The sequence below is a fragment of the Sporosarcina sp. SAFN-015 genome, assembly GCF_059415085.1.
The window spans coordinates 394,791-409,834 of record NZ_JBPFDR010000004.1; the positions used below are offsets into that span (position 1 = coordinate 394,791).

General features: G+C 43.4%; 16 protein-coding genes. 5 read left to right on the forward strand and 11 right to left on the reverse strand.

Going from position 1 to position 15,044, the window contains the following annotated elements:
- Positions 1-191 precede the first annotated feature (191 nt).
- The 5 genes from ACR65H_RS09985 to ACR65H_RS10005 all read right to left on the reverse strand — a co-directional run bounded on the left by ACR65H_RS09985 (position 192) and on the right by ACR65H_RS10005 (position 5,772).
- The gene (locus ACR65H_RS09985; protein WP_440500050.1) at positions 192-1,601 is read right to left on the reverse strand and encodes a tetratricopeptide repeat-containing diguanylate cyclase; all 1,410 of its coding nucleotides are present in this window, start codon (positions 1,599-1,601) and stop codon (positions 192-194) included.
- 162 nt (positions 1,602-1,763) lie between these two features.
- Positions 1,764-1,985: a hypothetical protein gene (locus ACR65H_RS09990; RefSeq protein WP_224654390.1), complete on the reverse strand. Its 222-nt coding sequence runs from the start codon at positions 1,983-1,985 to the stop codon at positions 1,764-1,766.
- Positions 1,986-2,217: 232 nt separating this feature from the next.
- Positions 2,218-3,888, reverse strand: coding sequence for an acyl-CoA dehydrogenase family protein (locus ACR65H_RS09995; RefSeq protein WP_440500051.1), 1,671 nt, complete (start codon positions 3,886-3,888; stop codon positions 2,218-2,220).
- A complete protein-coding gene (locus ACR65H_RS10000; RefSeq protein ID WP_440500053.1) occupies positions 3,885-5,390 on the reverse strand; it encodes a class I adenylate-forming enzyme family protein in 1,506 nt (501 codons plus the stop codon). Before ACR65H_RS10000 ends, ACR65H_RS09995 begins: the two co-directional genes overlap by 4 nt.
- Before the next feature lie 4 nt (positions 5,391-5,394).
- Positions 5,395-5,772, reverse strand: a complete 378-nt coding sequence (locus ACR65H_RS10005; RefSeq protein ID WP_440500103.1) for a MerR family transcriptional regulator — start codon at positions 5,770-5,772, stop codon at positions 5,395-5,397.
- Between the two features lie 217 nt (positions 5,773-5,989).
- Between ACR65H_RS10005 and ACR65H_RS10010 the strand changes: the two genes are divergently transcribed.
- Entirely contained in the window at positions 5,990-6,409 is a 420-nt protein-coding gene (locus tag ACR65H_RS10010) for a hypothetical protein (protein WP_440500054.1), read from the forward strand.
- Positions 6,410-6,448: 39 nt separating this feature from the next.
- On the opposite strand, the gene ACR65H_RS10015 is transcribed toward ACR65H_RS10010, so the two are convergent.
- From ACR65H_RS10015 to ACR65H_RS10025, 3 genes are read right to left on the reverse strand one after another with little or no spacing between them, the layout of a single operon-like run.
- Entirely contained in the window at positions 6,449-7,363 is a 915-nt protein-coding gene (locus ACR65H_RS10015; protein WP_440500055.1) for a glycine betaine ABC transporter substrate-binding protein, read from the reverse strand.
- Complete coding sequence (locus tag ACR65H_RS10020; protein ID WP_440500056.1) at positions 7,363-8,211, reverse strand: ABC transporter permease; 849 nt, start codon at positions 8,209-8,211, stop codon at positions 7,363-7,365. The genes ACR65H_RS10015 and ACR65H_RS10020 overlap by 1 nt, the downstream gene beginning before the upstream one ends.
- Positions 8,204-9,472, reverse strand: a complete 1,269-nt coding sequence (locus tag ACR65H_RS10025) for a quaternary amine ABC transporter ATP-binding protein (protein ID WP_440500057.1) — start codon at positions 9,470-9,472, stop codon at positions 8,204-8,206. Before ACR65H_RS10025 ends, ACR65H_RS10020 begins: the two co-directional genes overlap by 8 nt.
- 203 nt (positions 9,473-9,675) lie before the next feature.
- Between ACR65H_RS10025 and ACR65H_RS10030 the strand changes: the two genes are divergently transcribed.
- Both ACR65H_RS10030 and ACR65H_RS10035 read left to right on the forward strand, forming a co-directional pair.
- Positions 9,676-10,230 carry a GbsR/MarR family transcriptional regulator gene (locus tag ACR65H_RS10030; RefSeq protein WP_440500058.1) on the forward strand — a complete coding sequence of 185 codons (555 nt, stop codon included), beginning with the start codon at positions 9,676-9,678 and terminating at the stop codon, positions 10,228-10,230.
- Positions 10,231-10,353: 123 nt separating this feature from the next.
- Entirely contained in the window at positions 10,354-10,539 is a 186-nt protein-coding gene (locus ACR65H_RS10035) for a hypothetical protein (RefSeq protein ID WP_440500059.1), read from the forward strand.
- Positions 10,540-10,688: 149 nt separating this feature from the next.
- Here the strand turns inward: ACR65H_RS10035 and ACR65H_RS10040 are convergent, their stop codons facing one another.
- Positions 10,689-10,853, reverse strand: coding sequence for a hypothetical protein (locus tag ACR65H_RS10040; RefSeq protein WP_440500061.1), 165 nt, complete (start codon positions 10,851-10,853; stop codon positions 10,689-10,691).
- A 225-nt stretch (positions 10,854-11,078) separates the two neighbouring features.
- Between ACR65H_RS10040 and ACR65H_RS10045 the strand changes: the two genes are divergently transcribed.
- A complete protein-coding gene (locus ACR65H_RS10045) occupies positions 11,079-12,374 on the forward strand; it encodes a tetratricopeptide repeat protein (RefSeq protein ID WP_440500062.1) in 1,296 nt (431 codons plus the stop codon).
- Positions 12,374-12,508 carry a hypothetical protein gene (locus ACR65H_RS10050; RefSeq protein WP_440500063.1) on the forward strand — a complete coding sequence of 45 codons (135 nt, stop codon included), beginning with the start codon at positions 12,374-12,376 and terminating at the stop codon, positions 12,506-12,508. Before ACR65H_RS10045 ends, ACR65H_RS10050 begins: the two co-directional genes overlap by 1 nt.
- A 44-nt stretch (positions 12,509-12,552) precedes the next feature.
- On the opposite strand, the gene ACR65H_RS10055 is transcribed toward ACR65H_RS10050, so the two are convergent.
- Together ACR65H_RS10055 and ACR65H_RS10060 are read right to left on the reverse strand one after the other, a co-directional pair.
- The gene (locus ACR65H_RS10055; protein ID WP_440500064.1) at positions 12,553-13,770 is read right to left on the reverse strand and encodes an acetyl-CoA C-acyltransferase; all 1,218 of its coding nucleotides are present in this window, start codon (positions 13,768-13,770) and stop codon (positions 12,553-12,555) included.
- 188 nt (positions 13,771-13,958) lie between these two features.
- On the reverse strand, positions 13,959-14,777 hold the full coding sequence (locus tag ACR65H_RS10060) for a DUF6574 domain-containing protein (RefSeq protein ID WP_440500065.1): 819 nt from the start codon (positions 14,775-14,777) through the stop codon (positions 13,959-13,961).
- Positions 14,778-15,044: the final 267 nt, after the last annotated feature.

Below are 15,044 nucleotides of genomic sequence, written 5' to 3' on the forward strand. Positions count from 1 at the left end.
GAGCCCTTGCGTGTTTAATTGAGTCCTGGTGAATTTAATGGAGTCCTTGTGAATTTACGTTAATTACGTTATTATTCATTCCGGACTTTTTCAAATAAGCCTTTGGCGCTTGGAATGTAGTTAGGTTCTAATTTCGTCTGTCAATCTGCTATAAGCGATACAAAAAAAGAGGCAACAATTCGCCTCTTCCTTCAATTCAATATGCATATACGGTTTTTCCCGTCCTCTTTCGCTTGATAGAGCGCGACGTCCGCTTGGTGGAACAGTTCGGTGAATGTTTGAATGTTACCGTTTGCATTATCAGCAAGACCGACACTTGCTGTTAATGAAATGTAAATGCCGTCTTTTTCAATTTTGATTGAACGGACGGCCTCAAGTAGTTTCTCTGCTTTATAGTATGCTTCTTCAATAGAAAGATCTCGCAAAATAATAGCGAATTCATCTCCACCGAACCGGCCCATTAAGTCACCGCTCCTAATTTGGCTGGAACATGCTTGACCGATTTTCTTTATGATTTTATCGCCAAAAATATGACCGTATGTGTCATTCAAGCTTTTTAAGTTGTCAAGATCGAGAGCGATACAAACGATGCTTTCGCTTGTCCGAGCAGCTTCGGCAAGCCATTTGTCCGTCGTCGTCTCCATGTAGCTCCGATTGTACAGACCCGTAAGGAAATCGGTGTTGGCTTGACGTTCGATTGTTGCAATTCGATGTTTCACCCCTAATTTCACGGCGGCCATCGTAATTTCGTGCTGTCGCAGATCGCTTAATAAATCAATGTATGCTTGTTGGGCTTTATATCCACGTTGCATATCCCCCATAAGATCACAAAGCTTGCATCTCTTTTCTAAAATGCCTTTCAGCAAATTCCTATCATTATAACTTTCTGCAAGCTCTTTCGCCTTGTCGTATGCTTGCAATGCTTCAGGATACATCTTTTTCTGCATGAAAAAGCGTCCGTACAAATCGTGGACTTGCGTCTTTTCACGAATGAAAGATTCCAAAATCGGGTCATTCACCATCTCATTTACAAGCTGTTCAGCCTCTACCATTTTCTCTAAACCAATTAGTGCATTGGCAATATTTAATTTCACCCGAAATTCCAATATCGGTGTTTGTGGTTCATGCAGCTTTGCCATCGCCAATCCTTTTGTCGCCATTATGTGGGCACCTTCAAAATCCTTTTCAATGGCGAGAATCATACTATAATTGCTATAAGCATTGCTGACGATATTAAAGTGTTTGAGCTCTTTGCCTAACTCAATGGCTCGTTCTAATGTTTCCTTCGCTTTCTGATAGTCTTTATTATATTCATAAAGCAGGAACAGGACATTGCATCCATTCAGTCGATCATCTTCATCGCCATTGTCCGCGCAGTATTCAATATAGGCATCGATACTATGAAAAGCCTCTTCGATTGCGCCGATGCAATAAAAAGATGCGGCATTGTTTATATGGGCAGTTAAAATGGATTTTGGGTCATTCAACTTTATACCGGCTTCCAATAGTTGAAAACAAGCTTCAATTGTCTCTTCGTATTTTCCTTCCACCCGTAGCTTCAGGACATTACGTTGCAATGAAATCAAATCTTCCTTCTCCATGCCCACAACTCCTATTCAACGTATATAGTTCAATATAACTACAACAGACTTTTTAATACATGATTCTATAGTAACATACATTGGGTTATTGTGGAACTTTATTATAGAATATTTATGTATGGAGCTTTCTAAAGCAAGCTCCTTTTTATATAACATTTCCCCCTATTTACTAGCTTGTCCGTTCAATGCATTGGTAATTCCTTGTCTAGGCGTTTCCGCTACGTCCAGCAAATTGGTTTCAGTCTGAAATAAATGATTCTCGTATTCCTTTTCAATCGAAGCGAGAAGATTCAATGCCGGTTCAACGCCTGCAAATATAGCGGCGCTGCTTGCTACGACGGTGATTGCCAAAAGTATTGCAACTAACTTTTTAATTGCACTCACTCCCCCAAGTTCGTATCCTTTCTACTACTATACGATGATTAGAAGGAATAGAAAATTCAAATTTATTGATAAAATATGCTATTCAACTAGCAAAATCGCCAGTATATAAAATGAATCAATGTGCATCGACAGATTTTATTGTCAAATGCTGGGGGAACTTAGGGAAACATTCATTTTTCGCAACGTGCATAAATAGAAGAAAGGAGCCGGCATTCTAGCCGGCTCCTATCCTCTACATGATTTGGTCAAAATAAGCGACAGTCTTCATTTCATCTCCAACTTTCCGCAAAGACCAAGTTTCTTCTATATATATTTCCGCTAATTTCTCAAATTTCCCGCCATATTTCATTGCCCATTCAAGAGCGACGACACTTTCATAAAGGTGTGCCATCCTTTTCATTAACCCTTTTGCCTCGAAAGTTTGAAGCGCATTTTCAACGCCGGCAAATGCGATTAGGTCAGCCGATAATGAATTCACTTCAACCGATACAGCTTTTTTCATCTTACTGTCTTGTAGAGCGGTGAGACGGTTGCACAGTTCGTCTATGAACAGTTTATGGGCTTCAAATTTATTGACGAGGCGGATGAGCTCCAATCCTAAAATATTGGCGGTGCCTTCCCATACGGTGAGCACTTGCGCATCACGAAGCAGGCGTGGCGTAACGAAATCTTCGATATATCCATTGCCGCCATGCATTTCAATTGCTTCATGCGAAAAGTGGATTGCTTGCTCAGCCGTCTCCTTTTTCATAAGCGCGATGAAAAGCCTGTTGAGGATCTTTTCGCGGTCGGACGCATCGCCTTCCGTGACACGTTCATATAATGTAATGAAATCAAAGACGGTTGCCACTTCTACATGGAGCCTCGCCGCCATCTTCCCGAGCGTGTCCTGCACCATCGGATAGTCTGTGAGCCTCTTGCCAAACGCATTCCGACGGGTCGCGTACGCTTTTGATTCCAGCAGGGCGCGCCTCATAATGCCAATGGAGGCGACCGCGTTGCATATGCGTGAAAGATTGAGGGCTTCCATCATATAATAGAAGCCTTTTGCCGGATCGCCGACAACGTAAGCAAGCGCACCGTCGAATTCGACTTCCCCGGAAGGGACGGCCCGCACGCCGAGTTTGTCTTTCAAACGGCGGATGCGCAGTCCGTTCGGTTTGCCGTCTTCGCCTTTCCACGGAACCGCGAACAATGTCAATCCGCGTGATCCAACTTGCGCACCTTCGATTCTCGCAAGGACCATCGCGACTCCCGCCATGCCAGCGTTCGAGGCGAAGTATTTCTCTCCGTAGAGACGGTACTGATCGCCTTCCTTCACTGCCTTCACGACGTTCGCCCCAACGTCCGATCCTCCTTGGCGCTCCGTCAGAAACGTCGCCCCTTCGTACAATGGAACTTCACCCGTCGAGCAAACATTGCCGAGAAATAGATTTTTCACTTGTTCATCCGCATAATGATCGAGCAAATAGGCGGTCGCCATTGTCAGCGTGACGGGGCAATAAAATCCAGGCTCCGCATGCGACAGCAAATAGCCTTGCGCGAAGCTATACGTGTAATTCCCCTTTTGGCCAAGCTCCGGAATTTCCTTATGGACGTAACCGACAATTCCGGTATCATACGTTTCTTGGACAGTTTTGCGATATCCTTCATTCACCCAAACATCGGAAACTTCCTCACCGAATTTGTCGTACCGGATGAGGCGCGGCTCCCCTTCCCGGTCTGTATGCTTTGCGCGCTCGTCGATTTCATTTGCACAATGCTCACCGAAAAGGGATAGCTCACGTTTCGCGTACTCAAGGAATGGGTCTTCCAAATGCTCCTCCAAAATCAATCGGAGTGTATCATCGCCTTCGTAGAAGTTATCGGTCTTGAAGGTTTCCGCTTCCTGCACGACTTTCATTGGACTGTCATCCCTTCTCGCAATGGTTGCTTTAAAATTTTTCCGGAGGCGTTCCGTGGCAACGCATCAACTTGTTCATATAGACGCGGTACTTTATACTTCGCGAGATGCTCTTGAAGGAATGCTTTTAATTCCCCGCTATCGACCGGATTCGCTGCAGCGAACACTGCTTTTACCGTCTCGCCCCATTCAGGATGAGGAACGCCAATGACCGCAACTTCGCGGATGCCCGGATAGCTCAGTATCGTCTCCTCAATCTCCTTCGGATAAATGTTAACGCCGCCAGAAATGATCAAGTCCTTTTTCCGATCGACAATCCATATATAGCCATCCTCATCGAACTTCGCCAAGTCCCCTGTCTTAAGCCACTGTCCGACGAATGCTTCCTTCGTCGCTTCCTCGTTTTTATAATAGCCCATCATATTCCCTTCGCCGAAAAGGACAATTTCGCCGATTTCCCCTTGTGGTACGTCATCTCCATCTTCATTCACGATCCGTAGCTCTGTATGCAACGGAGCACGTCGACCGACACTGCCTGCTTTCTCTACATGTTCATCTGCAAGCAGCAATGAGCCGCTCGGACCTGCTTCTGTCAGCCCGTACACACATACGAGATCATCTGTCCGGAAAGCGGTTTTCACCATGTTCACTTCATTGGATGATAGCGGCGCCCCACCGTAAATCCACCATTTCATCGAGGACAGATCGGCGTCCTTTAATTGTGGGTGTCCTGCTGTTAGCAAATACGCGACAGGGGCACCGAAGAAATGTGTCGTCTTCTCTTTTTCCACAGTTTCTATTAAGAGGTCGGGCGTGAATGTCGGAGTAAGGACGAGCGACGAACCAACATACATGCCTGCCATCATGAATAGATGAAGCGGCGCTGAATGACTGAGCGGCATCATGAGGAGGACGCGGCTTTCCGGCTTGAATTCCATTTCGACCGCAATCATTGATGCGACGGTCAGGATGTTGCGATAGCTGAACAGCACTCCTTTTGGATTTCCGGTCGTTCCGGATGTGTAAAGAATAGTCGATTCATCGTCTTCCTTCAAATTGCATGGAATTGGTTTGTCATCTGCTTTTTGGATGAGCAATTCGAAGCTTTTCCAGTTTGCAAACGCTTCTCCTGTCTTAATTAAGATAGAAGGAGATTGCAATGTTTTCACAGTTTCAAATAGCAATTCATGCGCAATGATCGCTTCAGCATCTGAATGGTTAAGTACATAAGCCAATTCTTCCGTCGTCAGTTTAACGTTGATTGGAACGACGATTGCGCCAATTCGCTGAACTGCGAAATAGGCAACGATGAATTCCTCTACATTCGGCAAAAACAATGCCACTTTTGAACCCTTTCGGATGCCTTCATTCAAAAGCGCATGTCCGAACCGGTTGACCCTTACGTCCAGTTCCTTGTAGGTCGTCCGCTTCCCCATGCTGACGACTGCTTCCGTTTCTGGATACTTTCTTGCATTCCTCTCCAACAACCGTGAACTGTTCATCCCTTCATTCCCCTTTCGAAATATCCAATTTCCCAATGAATTCACCGAGCAACTCTTCCATTTCAGCCTTCATTTCCTGCAGCTCCTGGATTTTACGATCGATTTCCCCGATACGCCGTTTGCCGTATTCAATCGTCACTTCAAGTTGTTTGCGCCCTGTACGATCCTTGTCAAACAACAACACCATCTCCTTGATGTCGTCCAACGAAAATCCGTACCGCTTGCCGCGGAAAATGAGCTTTAACTTTGCAAGCTCAGCATTAGAATAGAGCCTTTGTTTTCCATCAGACCGTTTCGGCGAGAGCAGTCCAATTTCCTCATAATACCGAATTGTACGTGTTGATACCCCAAATAATTCCGCCACTTCCGTAATCGTCTTCAGCTTCACCACCCCTTCAGTCTTTCTTTGAATATAGCATTGACGTTAACGTCAAGGTCAAGCAATTGTTTCGAATAGTGAATAAACTATTTGCCCTATTACAACTTAAATGTTTGACATTAATTTTAATAAAATAGAAGATACTGTAACAATTTAACTATAATTTTCAAATTAATCATGCTATAATGAAAAATATCTATGCCAAAAGGAGGAATATATTATGTCTAGTAAACATTTTTTGCATGATCATCGGTCTGTTAACGCATTGCGTTGGGCGAAAACATCCAATGGCTTGTCGGAGATTTTCACGACGCATGGTACTTATTCTTCTCCCCTAACACCTTTGAACATTCTCAAGGAACTAACAGAATCGAGAGTTGTCCTACAAACAGAACCTTCGGATCATATCGATTGTGTATGGATCTTAAATAGTTCCTTTACAACATATGAAGTAGATAAGTACCTTACCAAAGTAGTTTTCAATGATGGAACAAACATATTAATTCCTGTTCCTCAAAAATATATTGACCAAAATAGTAAGCGTTTACATACTTTCGTATATAACGAAGGGCAATTGAACTACATATTTCCTAGCATTAAAGAGTTCAATGAACAATACTATCCACGTGTCTATAAATGAAAAAAAGGCAGCCTCCCTCAGCGGAAGCTGCCTTTAGTTTTATTCCTTTAAATCTTCAATTGAATCGATGTCCATATATTGTGGTACGACGAGGCCGATTTTCACGCCTTCCATGCTGACTCCGAGGTCTTCAAATTTGCCATCGAACTTTTCCGCATACGTGGCATGCGTCACTGGCAACCATGCTGCGAGCGTTGCATCCGCGCTGCCGTCAGCAACAGCTGTCCACATAGGGCCTGCTTCAACTTGAGTCAATGTAACATTGTATCCCATATCTTCAAGTACTAATTTCACGACGTTATGGCTAGCGATTTCACTATCCCATGCAACGTAGGCAAGTGTGATTTTATCGCCATCCACTTTGTCCACGCCATCCGTCCATTCCGCAACTTTTTCCGGATTGGCATCAATCCAGTTTTGTGCAGCGGCTTCTTCTTTCTCGCCTTCTTGGATGGCAACCATTACTTCACCCATATCTTCTTCAGACCAATTGAAGTTAGATAGTATTTGATGAGCTTCGGGCAAGTCTTCTGCAAGGCCAAGACGACCGATTGAATGGATTTGCTCTTCCCCGCCGTACGACCCTTTTGGATCATCTAAGTATTTCAAGTCAAACTTCGCAAATTTCCAGTGTGGTGTCCAACCTGTAATGATGATCGGATCTTCAGCGTCATACGCCTTTTTCAGCGCTGCTGTCATCGCAGCGCCCGATCCTGTCGTCACGTCCCATTTGTCGAGCTCATAATCAGCGATCGCTCTGTCGGTCGCTTCCATAATGCCAGCGCCCGGGTCGATACCCGTAATTTTATAATCGACGGATTCGCCGACGCTTGCCGAACCGCTTCCGCCTGAAGTAGATGAATCATCAGCTTTATCATCATTTCCGCAAGCTGCTAAACCTACTGCTAGTAATGCTGCTGCTCCGAGTCCAAACATTTTCTTCGACAATTTCATTAAATAGTTCCCCCTTGTTTTTTCTTGCCTGCTTGCTGTGTGATCCGGTCAAGGATGATGGCGACGATAACGATGGATAGACCCGTTTCAAAGCCTACACCCGTCTTCAATTGTGTCACCGCTCTGTATACTTCCTCACCGAGTCCAGGTGCACCGACCATCGACGCGATAACGACCATGGAAAGTGACAGCATGATGCTTTGGTTGACCCCAGCCATAATCGTCGGCTTAGCGAGCGGGATTTGCACTTTCCAAAGTCTTTGCCACGTAGTGGAGCCGAATGCTTCGGTCGCTTCGATCAAATCTTTCGGCACTTGCTCGATTCCTAGCATCGTAAGCCGGATCGTCGGCGGCATTGAGAAGATGACCGAAGCGACGACGCCCGGTACGACACCGATATTGAAGAAGAAGATCGCGGGTAATAAATATACGAATGCAGGCATCGTCTGCATCAAGTCCAAAATCGGACTAATAACCTTCTTCACTGCCGGTTTTTGTGAACCCCATATGCCAAGCGGAATACCGATGACGAGCGCAATGATAACGGATGTAATGACAAGTGACAACATTTGCAGCATCGAATGCCAATACCCGAGATAATCAATGAACAGTAACCCGACTAACGTAAATATTGCAATGCGCCGAGTGGAAATAAACCAGGCGAGCAATGCGAACAAAATTGCAAGCACAATGGACGGCACCATATCCATCCAATCGACTGCCCCTTCGACGATACCTTTTAGGAAAGAGGAAATGCCATCGAAGACAGAGCCGAAATGGGTGACAAGCCAATCGACGCCATTGTCGATCCAGCTTGCGAATGGTATGCGCGGTAAGAGATTATCCAATGTTGCTCACCTCCATCTCCATTTCATCTTCTGATTCAACCGTGACTTCACTCGAGCCACTGCTATTAATAAACTGGCCGTCGCCTGCCAACGCGCCGATCAGTGCACCACGAATAATAATGCCTTGCAGATGTTTCTCTTCATTTACGACAGCTACCGGAATCTGTGTCGTCGATACTGTATCGAACAGATCGGTTAAGACAGTGTCCGGAGAAATCGTCGGAATATCAGTAATAAGGACATCTTCCAAAGATTTTCCCGTTTCCGTTGCATCGGAGGCATCTAGCGCTGTCACGGCACCGAGAAGTCGGTTCGCTTTGTCGACAACGTAAATAGAGGAAATTCCTTGCTTTTTCATAAGGCGTAATGCAACTCGGGCACCCCGGTCAATTTGCACCGTATCCGCCTTTTTCATAATATGTCCTGCGGTCAACACTTTCGAAAGGTCGACGTCTTCGACAAAGCGTTCTACATATTTATTCGAAGGGTTCATCAGAATCTCTTCAGGCGTTCCAATTTGGACGATATCCCCATCCTTCATCAATGCGATGCGGTCCCCTATCCGTAGTGCCTCGTCCAAGTCATGGGTAATGAAAATGATCGTTTTTCCCATGTCATGGTGAAGCTGAAGAAGCTCATCTTGCATATCTTTACGAATCAACGGATCAAGTGCACTGAATGCTTCATCCATGAGCAGCACATCGGGATCATTGGCAAGCGCACGCGCCAAACCGACCCGCTGCTGCATTCCGCCACTCAGTTGGTTCGGATATTGCTCTTCATAGCCAGCAAGACCGACAAGCCTCAACGACTCGATTGCCTTCGCTTTTCGTTCCGGTTTTGCAATTCCTTGGATTTCAAGCCCATATTCCGTGTTCTCGAGAATGGTCTTATGCGGGAAAAGTGCAAAGTTTTGGAACACCATCCCGATTTTCTTCCGTCTCACTTCACGGAGCTGTTCTTTATTCATACCGACAATGTCTTCTCCATCAATGCGGATCGAGCCCATCGTCGGATCAATCAACCGGTTCAACATCCGTACTAATGTTGACTTCCCGCTTCCTGACAGTCCCATAATGACAAAAATTTCACCATCATAGACGTCAAAAGAAGCGTTCTTCACGCCTACTGTCGCGCCTGTGGATTTGAGGATTTCACTCTTCGAATTTCCCTCGTTCAACAGCTGCGCTGCACGCTTGCTATTTTTACCGAAGATTTTCGTCGTGTTGACGACTTCGATTTTCTTTCGTAGTTCTACCATGTGTACACTCCCTATTTTTTTGGAAACTCATGTTTACTAGTATATGCATAAAGAATATACATTACAACCGTTATTTCAAATTAAATTGTTTGTACAGTAAAAACTGTACAAAGTTTAAACTTATCGTTACACTTGAATTGCGGTTATAATACGCTTAGGTTATTGATGGGGAATTCACCCCGAGACAGCGGAGGGAAAGCACTATGGACGGTAAAGAAACACTCGACAAAGCACGCGAGCGGATTATCGAAACAATCGCACAAAATATACATTTATATGGCCTCACAGCATCTGCCGGTAGACAGTACGGTACGATGTTCTTCCACGACGAGCCGATGACATTAGACGACATGACCGAAGAACTCGGCATGAGCAAAACGAGCATGAGCACTTCCGTCAGGGCACTGGCTGAATTAAAACTGGTCGAACGCGCTTGGGTGCGCGGCGTCCGCAAAGACTTGTATCAAGTGAAAGACGATTGGTACCAAAGCTTTATCAATCTATTTTCAATTAAATGGCGCAGATCCATTTCACTCCATTCCGTCGCCGTCAGGAAATCACTGCGTGAACTTGAGCAGTTGAACAACAATCCCGACCTCAGTGAAGAGTTGAAAGAGATCGTCGAAATGGATATTAGCAAACTTAAATACGTCCGCGACTACTTTGAATGGCTGGACCGCCTCGTCGATGCCTTCGAAGACCACGACATCTTCGACCTAGTTCCTCTGAAAGAATACGATGAGCCAGAAAAGAAATAATCGAACATCACCATACAAAAAGGCGGCCCGACAGGAGGCCGCCTTTTTTCAAATTCCCATTGCAATCATATTGCAGTTATAATAGTGTTAAAGTGCGCCTGCATTGCAAAAGGAGGCATTAAATTGCAAAAAAAGATACCGCTTCTAATGCTGTTGCTCATTATCGGTTCGATGTCACTTGTTTTGTCCTTAACCCTTTCACTTCCGAACACAATTGAGTGGATTCTGCTCATCTTAGGTGTTCTGCTCAATGTCACAAGCGCGGTTAGTCTTATGGTCATCGGAGCAAAAAGGACGAGAGGTTCGTAAAAAGCTGTTTCGAAGTTGAAATTCACTTCGAAGCAGCTTTTTAAAAATCATTCAGGACATTTATTCATATTTCGATCGTTTTTGCGTATAAAATCAAAAAAGGTGACTGCACCATTCAACCGAATGTCAGCCACCTTATGTCCAAATTATCATTTTGATGTAAGCTTATCTGTCAATTCATCGTAATCAACTGATTTCAGAAAACCATTGGATTGCATCTTCTTCACAAATTGTAAGAGTTCCATCTTCATCTTCATGATCTCGATGTCCAGGAATTCCATATCGCAGTCTACTTCGGTTTTTGCTATCGTCATCCCCTTCACACTCCTTTTGTCCTGTTTAATTTAGATGAATCTCCATGGCGTGGGACTATTAACTACAATATATCACGGGAGCTCCTCCTAAAGAAGTATAACCGATTGGGACATTTTTTTTCAAATCGACGTTTTTTTTCACTTTTTCAAGAAAAGTTTCTCATTTTGTATATTCGTGCTTTATACTATAATGGGAATAGGATAAATAAAGAGAGGGATCGGCGATTGAAAATAGGTCATTTGATACGTGCAGAACGTGTTCGGCAAGATATGAAACAAGTTGTCCTGGCCAAAGGTATTTGTACGCCTTCTTATTTATCTAAAATTGAACGGAACCAGATTGAACCGAGTGAGGACATAACAGAACTGCTAATGAAGCGGTTAGGAATGGATCCGGGGAAATTGCAGGAAAATGATGAGGAAACGGAACGCGAGTTTGAGAAGATGTTGATGGAGTCTTATCGTGAAGTTATGACAGCGAGAGATTCAAATTTCACGAGAGAGAAATTAGAGTATCTTGAGCAAAACGTCCCTCTATTTGAAAATGATTCATTACATTTTACTTATTCGCTTATTACTTTTCGATTTAATATGATAGTAAGAATTGATTCAGAAAAACTAAAGCAAGAAATTAATTTACTGGAAGAATCCATTGATAACTTTGATGTATATCAACTCTATTTGTTTCACTTAAATAAAGGGTTATTCTGTTATAATACTGGCAACGTAAAAATGGCCATACATTATTATGAGTTAATACTCCATAAACTGGAGTCGTTACCTCTTGGTGAATGGGAAAAAGCTGAATTCAATTATATAATTGCTGTGTTTTATGCGTCAGATGGACAGACATTTAACTCGATTGATCATGCTAGACGTGCCCTTATTTTTTTCCGAGAACAATTAATGATGAGTAGAGTGTTAGAATGCTATATTCTTATCGGAATTTCTTATAAAAGAAGCGATAAATTCCAAGACGCACTGGAAGCATATTCAAAAGCGATGCAAATAAGCGAAGAATTTAATTTACACAACGAAAAAGGGATTATCTATCATAATATCGGCACCTTAAATAGTGCTATGGGAAAAACTAACCAAGCTATCGAATATTATAAAAAAAGCATTGACCATAAAATAGATCCTTCTGAAAAGTTGATTACGATTCTCTCTTTAATCGAAGATTATTCAAAAACGAATGAAGAGAACCTTGTTAGAGATTGGGCCGAAAAAGGAATTGCATTATATCATAAATTAGATGATGAAAATCAAATTTCTTATTTTCATCATTTCCGCTTCTATCAATCATTGCATAGCGAACATGGATTGTCTGTAGAAATAGCAGAAGCTGCCATTCAACATTTTAAGGAAATTAAAGATTTCAGATTCATTCATAAATATTGCATTGCACTGGCAGAGTGGTACTATAATAGTAGGAAATATAAGCTAGCATCTAGTCTTTATCGAGATGGGATTAGATATGGCTATATTTATAGTAAAAAGGAAAAATGGGAGGAATTGTAATGAAGAAAATTGCATCAATTCTTTTACTAGTTATTGTATTAGGCATGACAGTTCAAAACGGCACTGTTTCAGCAAATAACTCTGATCAAGTTCCAAAGGTTTTAAAAACTTTTTCTTACACAGTAGAAAAATGAGTAAAAGGAATGCTCCATTACTTGGAGACATTCCTTTTCTTCATTTATTCCAATCTATCATCCACACCCTCCACCACAACTGATATCCCCTGTCCGACTCCAATGCACATCGTCGCCAATCCCCGCCTGGCTTTCCTTCTTTTCATTTCATGAATCAATGTTGTTAAAATTCGTGCGCCGCTTGCTCCGAGTGGATGTCCTAAAGCGATGGCTCCGCCGTTGACATTGACTTTATCCATGTCCAAATCGAGTTGTCTTATACACTCCAATGCTTGAGAGGCAAATGCTTCATTAATTTCAACGAGATTAAAATCGGTTGATCGTAAGCCCAGTTTTTTCATTAGTTTTCTTGTCGAATAAATCGGCCCGAGTCCCATAACAGATGGATCTAACCCTGCAGCTGCGGAGCCGATGTATTTGACGAGCGGCTTCAGGCCGTACTCCCTTGCAAACTTCCCACTTACAAGCAACAAGGCTGCCGCTCCGTCGTTCACTCCGGTTGAATTCCCAGCCGTTACAGTTCCCCCATTGAAAATCGGAGATAATGCCGATAGTTTCTCTACTGTAGTGTCCGCTCTTGGATGTTCATCACGATCTATGACATTCTCGATTCCCTTCCTATCCGTAAACGCAACCGGAATAATTTCATCCACGAATCTGCCTTCCTCCATTGCCTGTTTCGCTTTTTGCTGGCTGTTATATGCGAATTCATCTTGCTCTTCCCTCGTGATGCTAAAACGCGACGCAACATTTTCCGCTGTCTGCGGCATTGAATCTGTACCGTATAAATTAGCCATTCGAGGATTGATGAAACGCCAACCGATTGTCGTGTCGTGCAAATTCAAATCACCACGAGGAAATTCTGATTCGGGCTTCTTCATTACGAAAGGGGCCCGCGTCATGCTTTCAACGCCTCCCGCAATAATCGCTTCGCACTCCCCTGATAATATGGAGCGAGCTGCCAAACTGACTGCATCTAAACTTGAGCCGCAAAGTCGGTTTACAGTCGTCCCGCTAACCTCTTTCGGAAATCCGGCAAGCAATAGCGACATTCTCGCAACATTCCGGTTTTCTTCCCCCGCTCCGTTCGCATTTCCAAATATAACATCATCGATGGACTCCAATGGAACCTCTGGATTCCTTTCAGCTAATCCTTTCAGAACAATAGCCCCTAAATCATCGGGACGGATGTACTTCAACTGCCCTTTATACTTTCCAATCGGTGTCCGAACCGCATCGACAATAAATACTTCCCGACCCACTCACCGCACCTCTCTTCTTTTTAAGGTGCCTGTGCAGCAAACTATTCAGACAATGCACTACAATTGTATATTCGAAAAACAAGAAGATGATAAAAACAATAATCTCGTCACTTCTTTATGCATGAATATTAATTTCTGTGAATTGTCATAAATGTGTCTTACACAGGCACCGAAACAATTCTTGCATTTTAAAGGAATATTCTTAAACTGGATAAGTATGATATAACCGTGGAGTCGGCGAGGAGTTTGAAAAGGATGCCGAATAGGATGATGACTAGGACTGTATAGGCCGCGTAACCGTGAAGCGGGTCGATTCCTTTTGGTTTTTTGGATAACAGGACACTCATAACATATCCGGGCGACAATATAAGGACATAGGCGACACTTACGATCAGCAGGAAACTGCCGTACCAATAAGATTTTATTAGCAAAAAAAATAGGGCTACGACACCGATGACGATTGCCGGTAATGAATGAGCGCCATACAATACGACAGTTTGTTTGAATAGATAAGACGGTCCGAAGTTCTTTCCAATAATGAAAAGTCCGATCGCCACAATTGCGATGCAAACTGTCATGAATCCCGCGACGTTCAGGAAAACTGAAGAAAATGATGGTCCGCCATCCGCAGTGTCTATGAAGGCTAAACCATCTACCGATTCGAGCGCCGCGCCTTTCAGCACCGTGTAAAACGAGAGGCCAAAGATGACCGCATAAAGTATCAATGAAATAAAGCCATTCTTGAACTCATCATCCTGTTTTGTAAGACTGAGCGAAGGATGTTTCAAATGCTCTAGAAAATAGGACCAATACTCCTTTGTTAAGTTACTCACATTCTCAAGATGAGCGTTTGACTCCGTATTTACAACAGTGGCCTCCACAGCTGTCTGTCCATTTCCAATAGGCAGTTGTTTTTGAAAACCGTCGGCTTCTTCAGTCAACCTGATGCCACAACTCCCACAAAACCGTCCGTTCGCGTACTTATTTCCGCAATTTGTACATGTCAAATGTTCTCCTCCTGTTTATTTGTCAATTACTTCATCCAAGACTACGGTAGCCAATCCAGGGGATTGGCCTTCTATAGTCACTGTATTACGATAAACCATTAGTTACGACTGATTTTTAGAAAAATACGATAGAAATGCATATGTGGGAGGGTGGAATTGCAGATGAATACAAGGGCTTTAGTGTGGAAATTAGTTTTATGAAACGTAGCACAACCATCTATTTGCATGCAAAAAAAAGCACGTTCATCGGGTTGATTTACGTGCTTG

Bases quoted from the DNA above. Each gene is read 5' to 3' on its own strand.
- ACR65H_RS09985 (WP_440500050.1), bottom strand. From the start codon at position 1,601: ATGGAGAAGGAAGATTTGATTTCATTGCAACGTAATGTCCTGAAGCTA.
- ACR65H_RS10015 (WP_440500055.1), bottom strand. From the start codon at position 7,363: ATGAAATTGTCGAAGAAAATGTTTGGACTCGGAGCAGCAGCATTACTA.
- ACR65H_RS10030 (WP_440500058.1), top strand. From the start codon at position 9,676: ATGGACGGTAAAGAAACACTCGACAAAGCACGCGAGCGGATTATCGAA.
- ACR65H_RS10000 (WP_440500053.1), bottom strand. From the start codon at position 5,390: ATGAACAGTTCACGGTTGTTGGAGAGGAATGCAAGAAAGTATCCAGAA.
- ACR65H_RS10050 (WP_440500063.1), top strand. From the start codon at position 12,374: ATGAAGAAAATTGCATCAATTCTTTTACTAGTTATTGTATTAGGCATG.
- ACR65H_RS09995 (WP_440500051.1), bottom strand. From the start codon at position 3,888: ATGAAAGTCGTGCAGGAAGCGGAAACCTTCAAGACCGATAACTTCTAC.
- ACR65H_RS10025 (WP_440500057.1), bottom strand. From the start codon at position 9,472: ATGGTAGAACTACGAAAGAAAATCGAAGTCGTCAACACGACGAAAATC.
- ACR65H_RS10010 (WP_440500054.1), top strand. From the start codon at position 5,990: ATGTCTAGTAAACATTTTTTGCATGATCATCGGTCTGTTAACGCATTG.
- ACR65H_RS10040 (WP_440500061.1), bottom strand. From the start codon at position 10,853: ATGACGATAGCAAAAACCGAAGTAGACTGCGATATGGAATTCCTGGAC.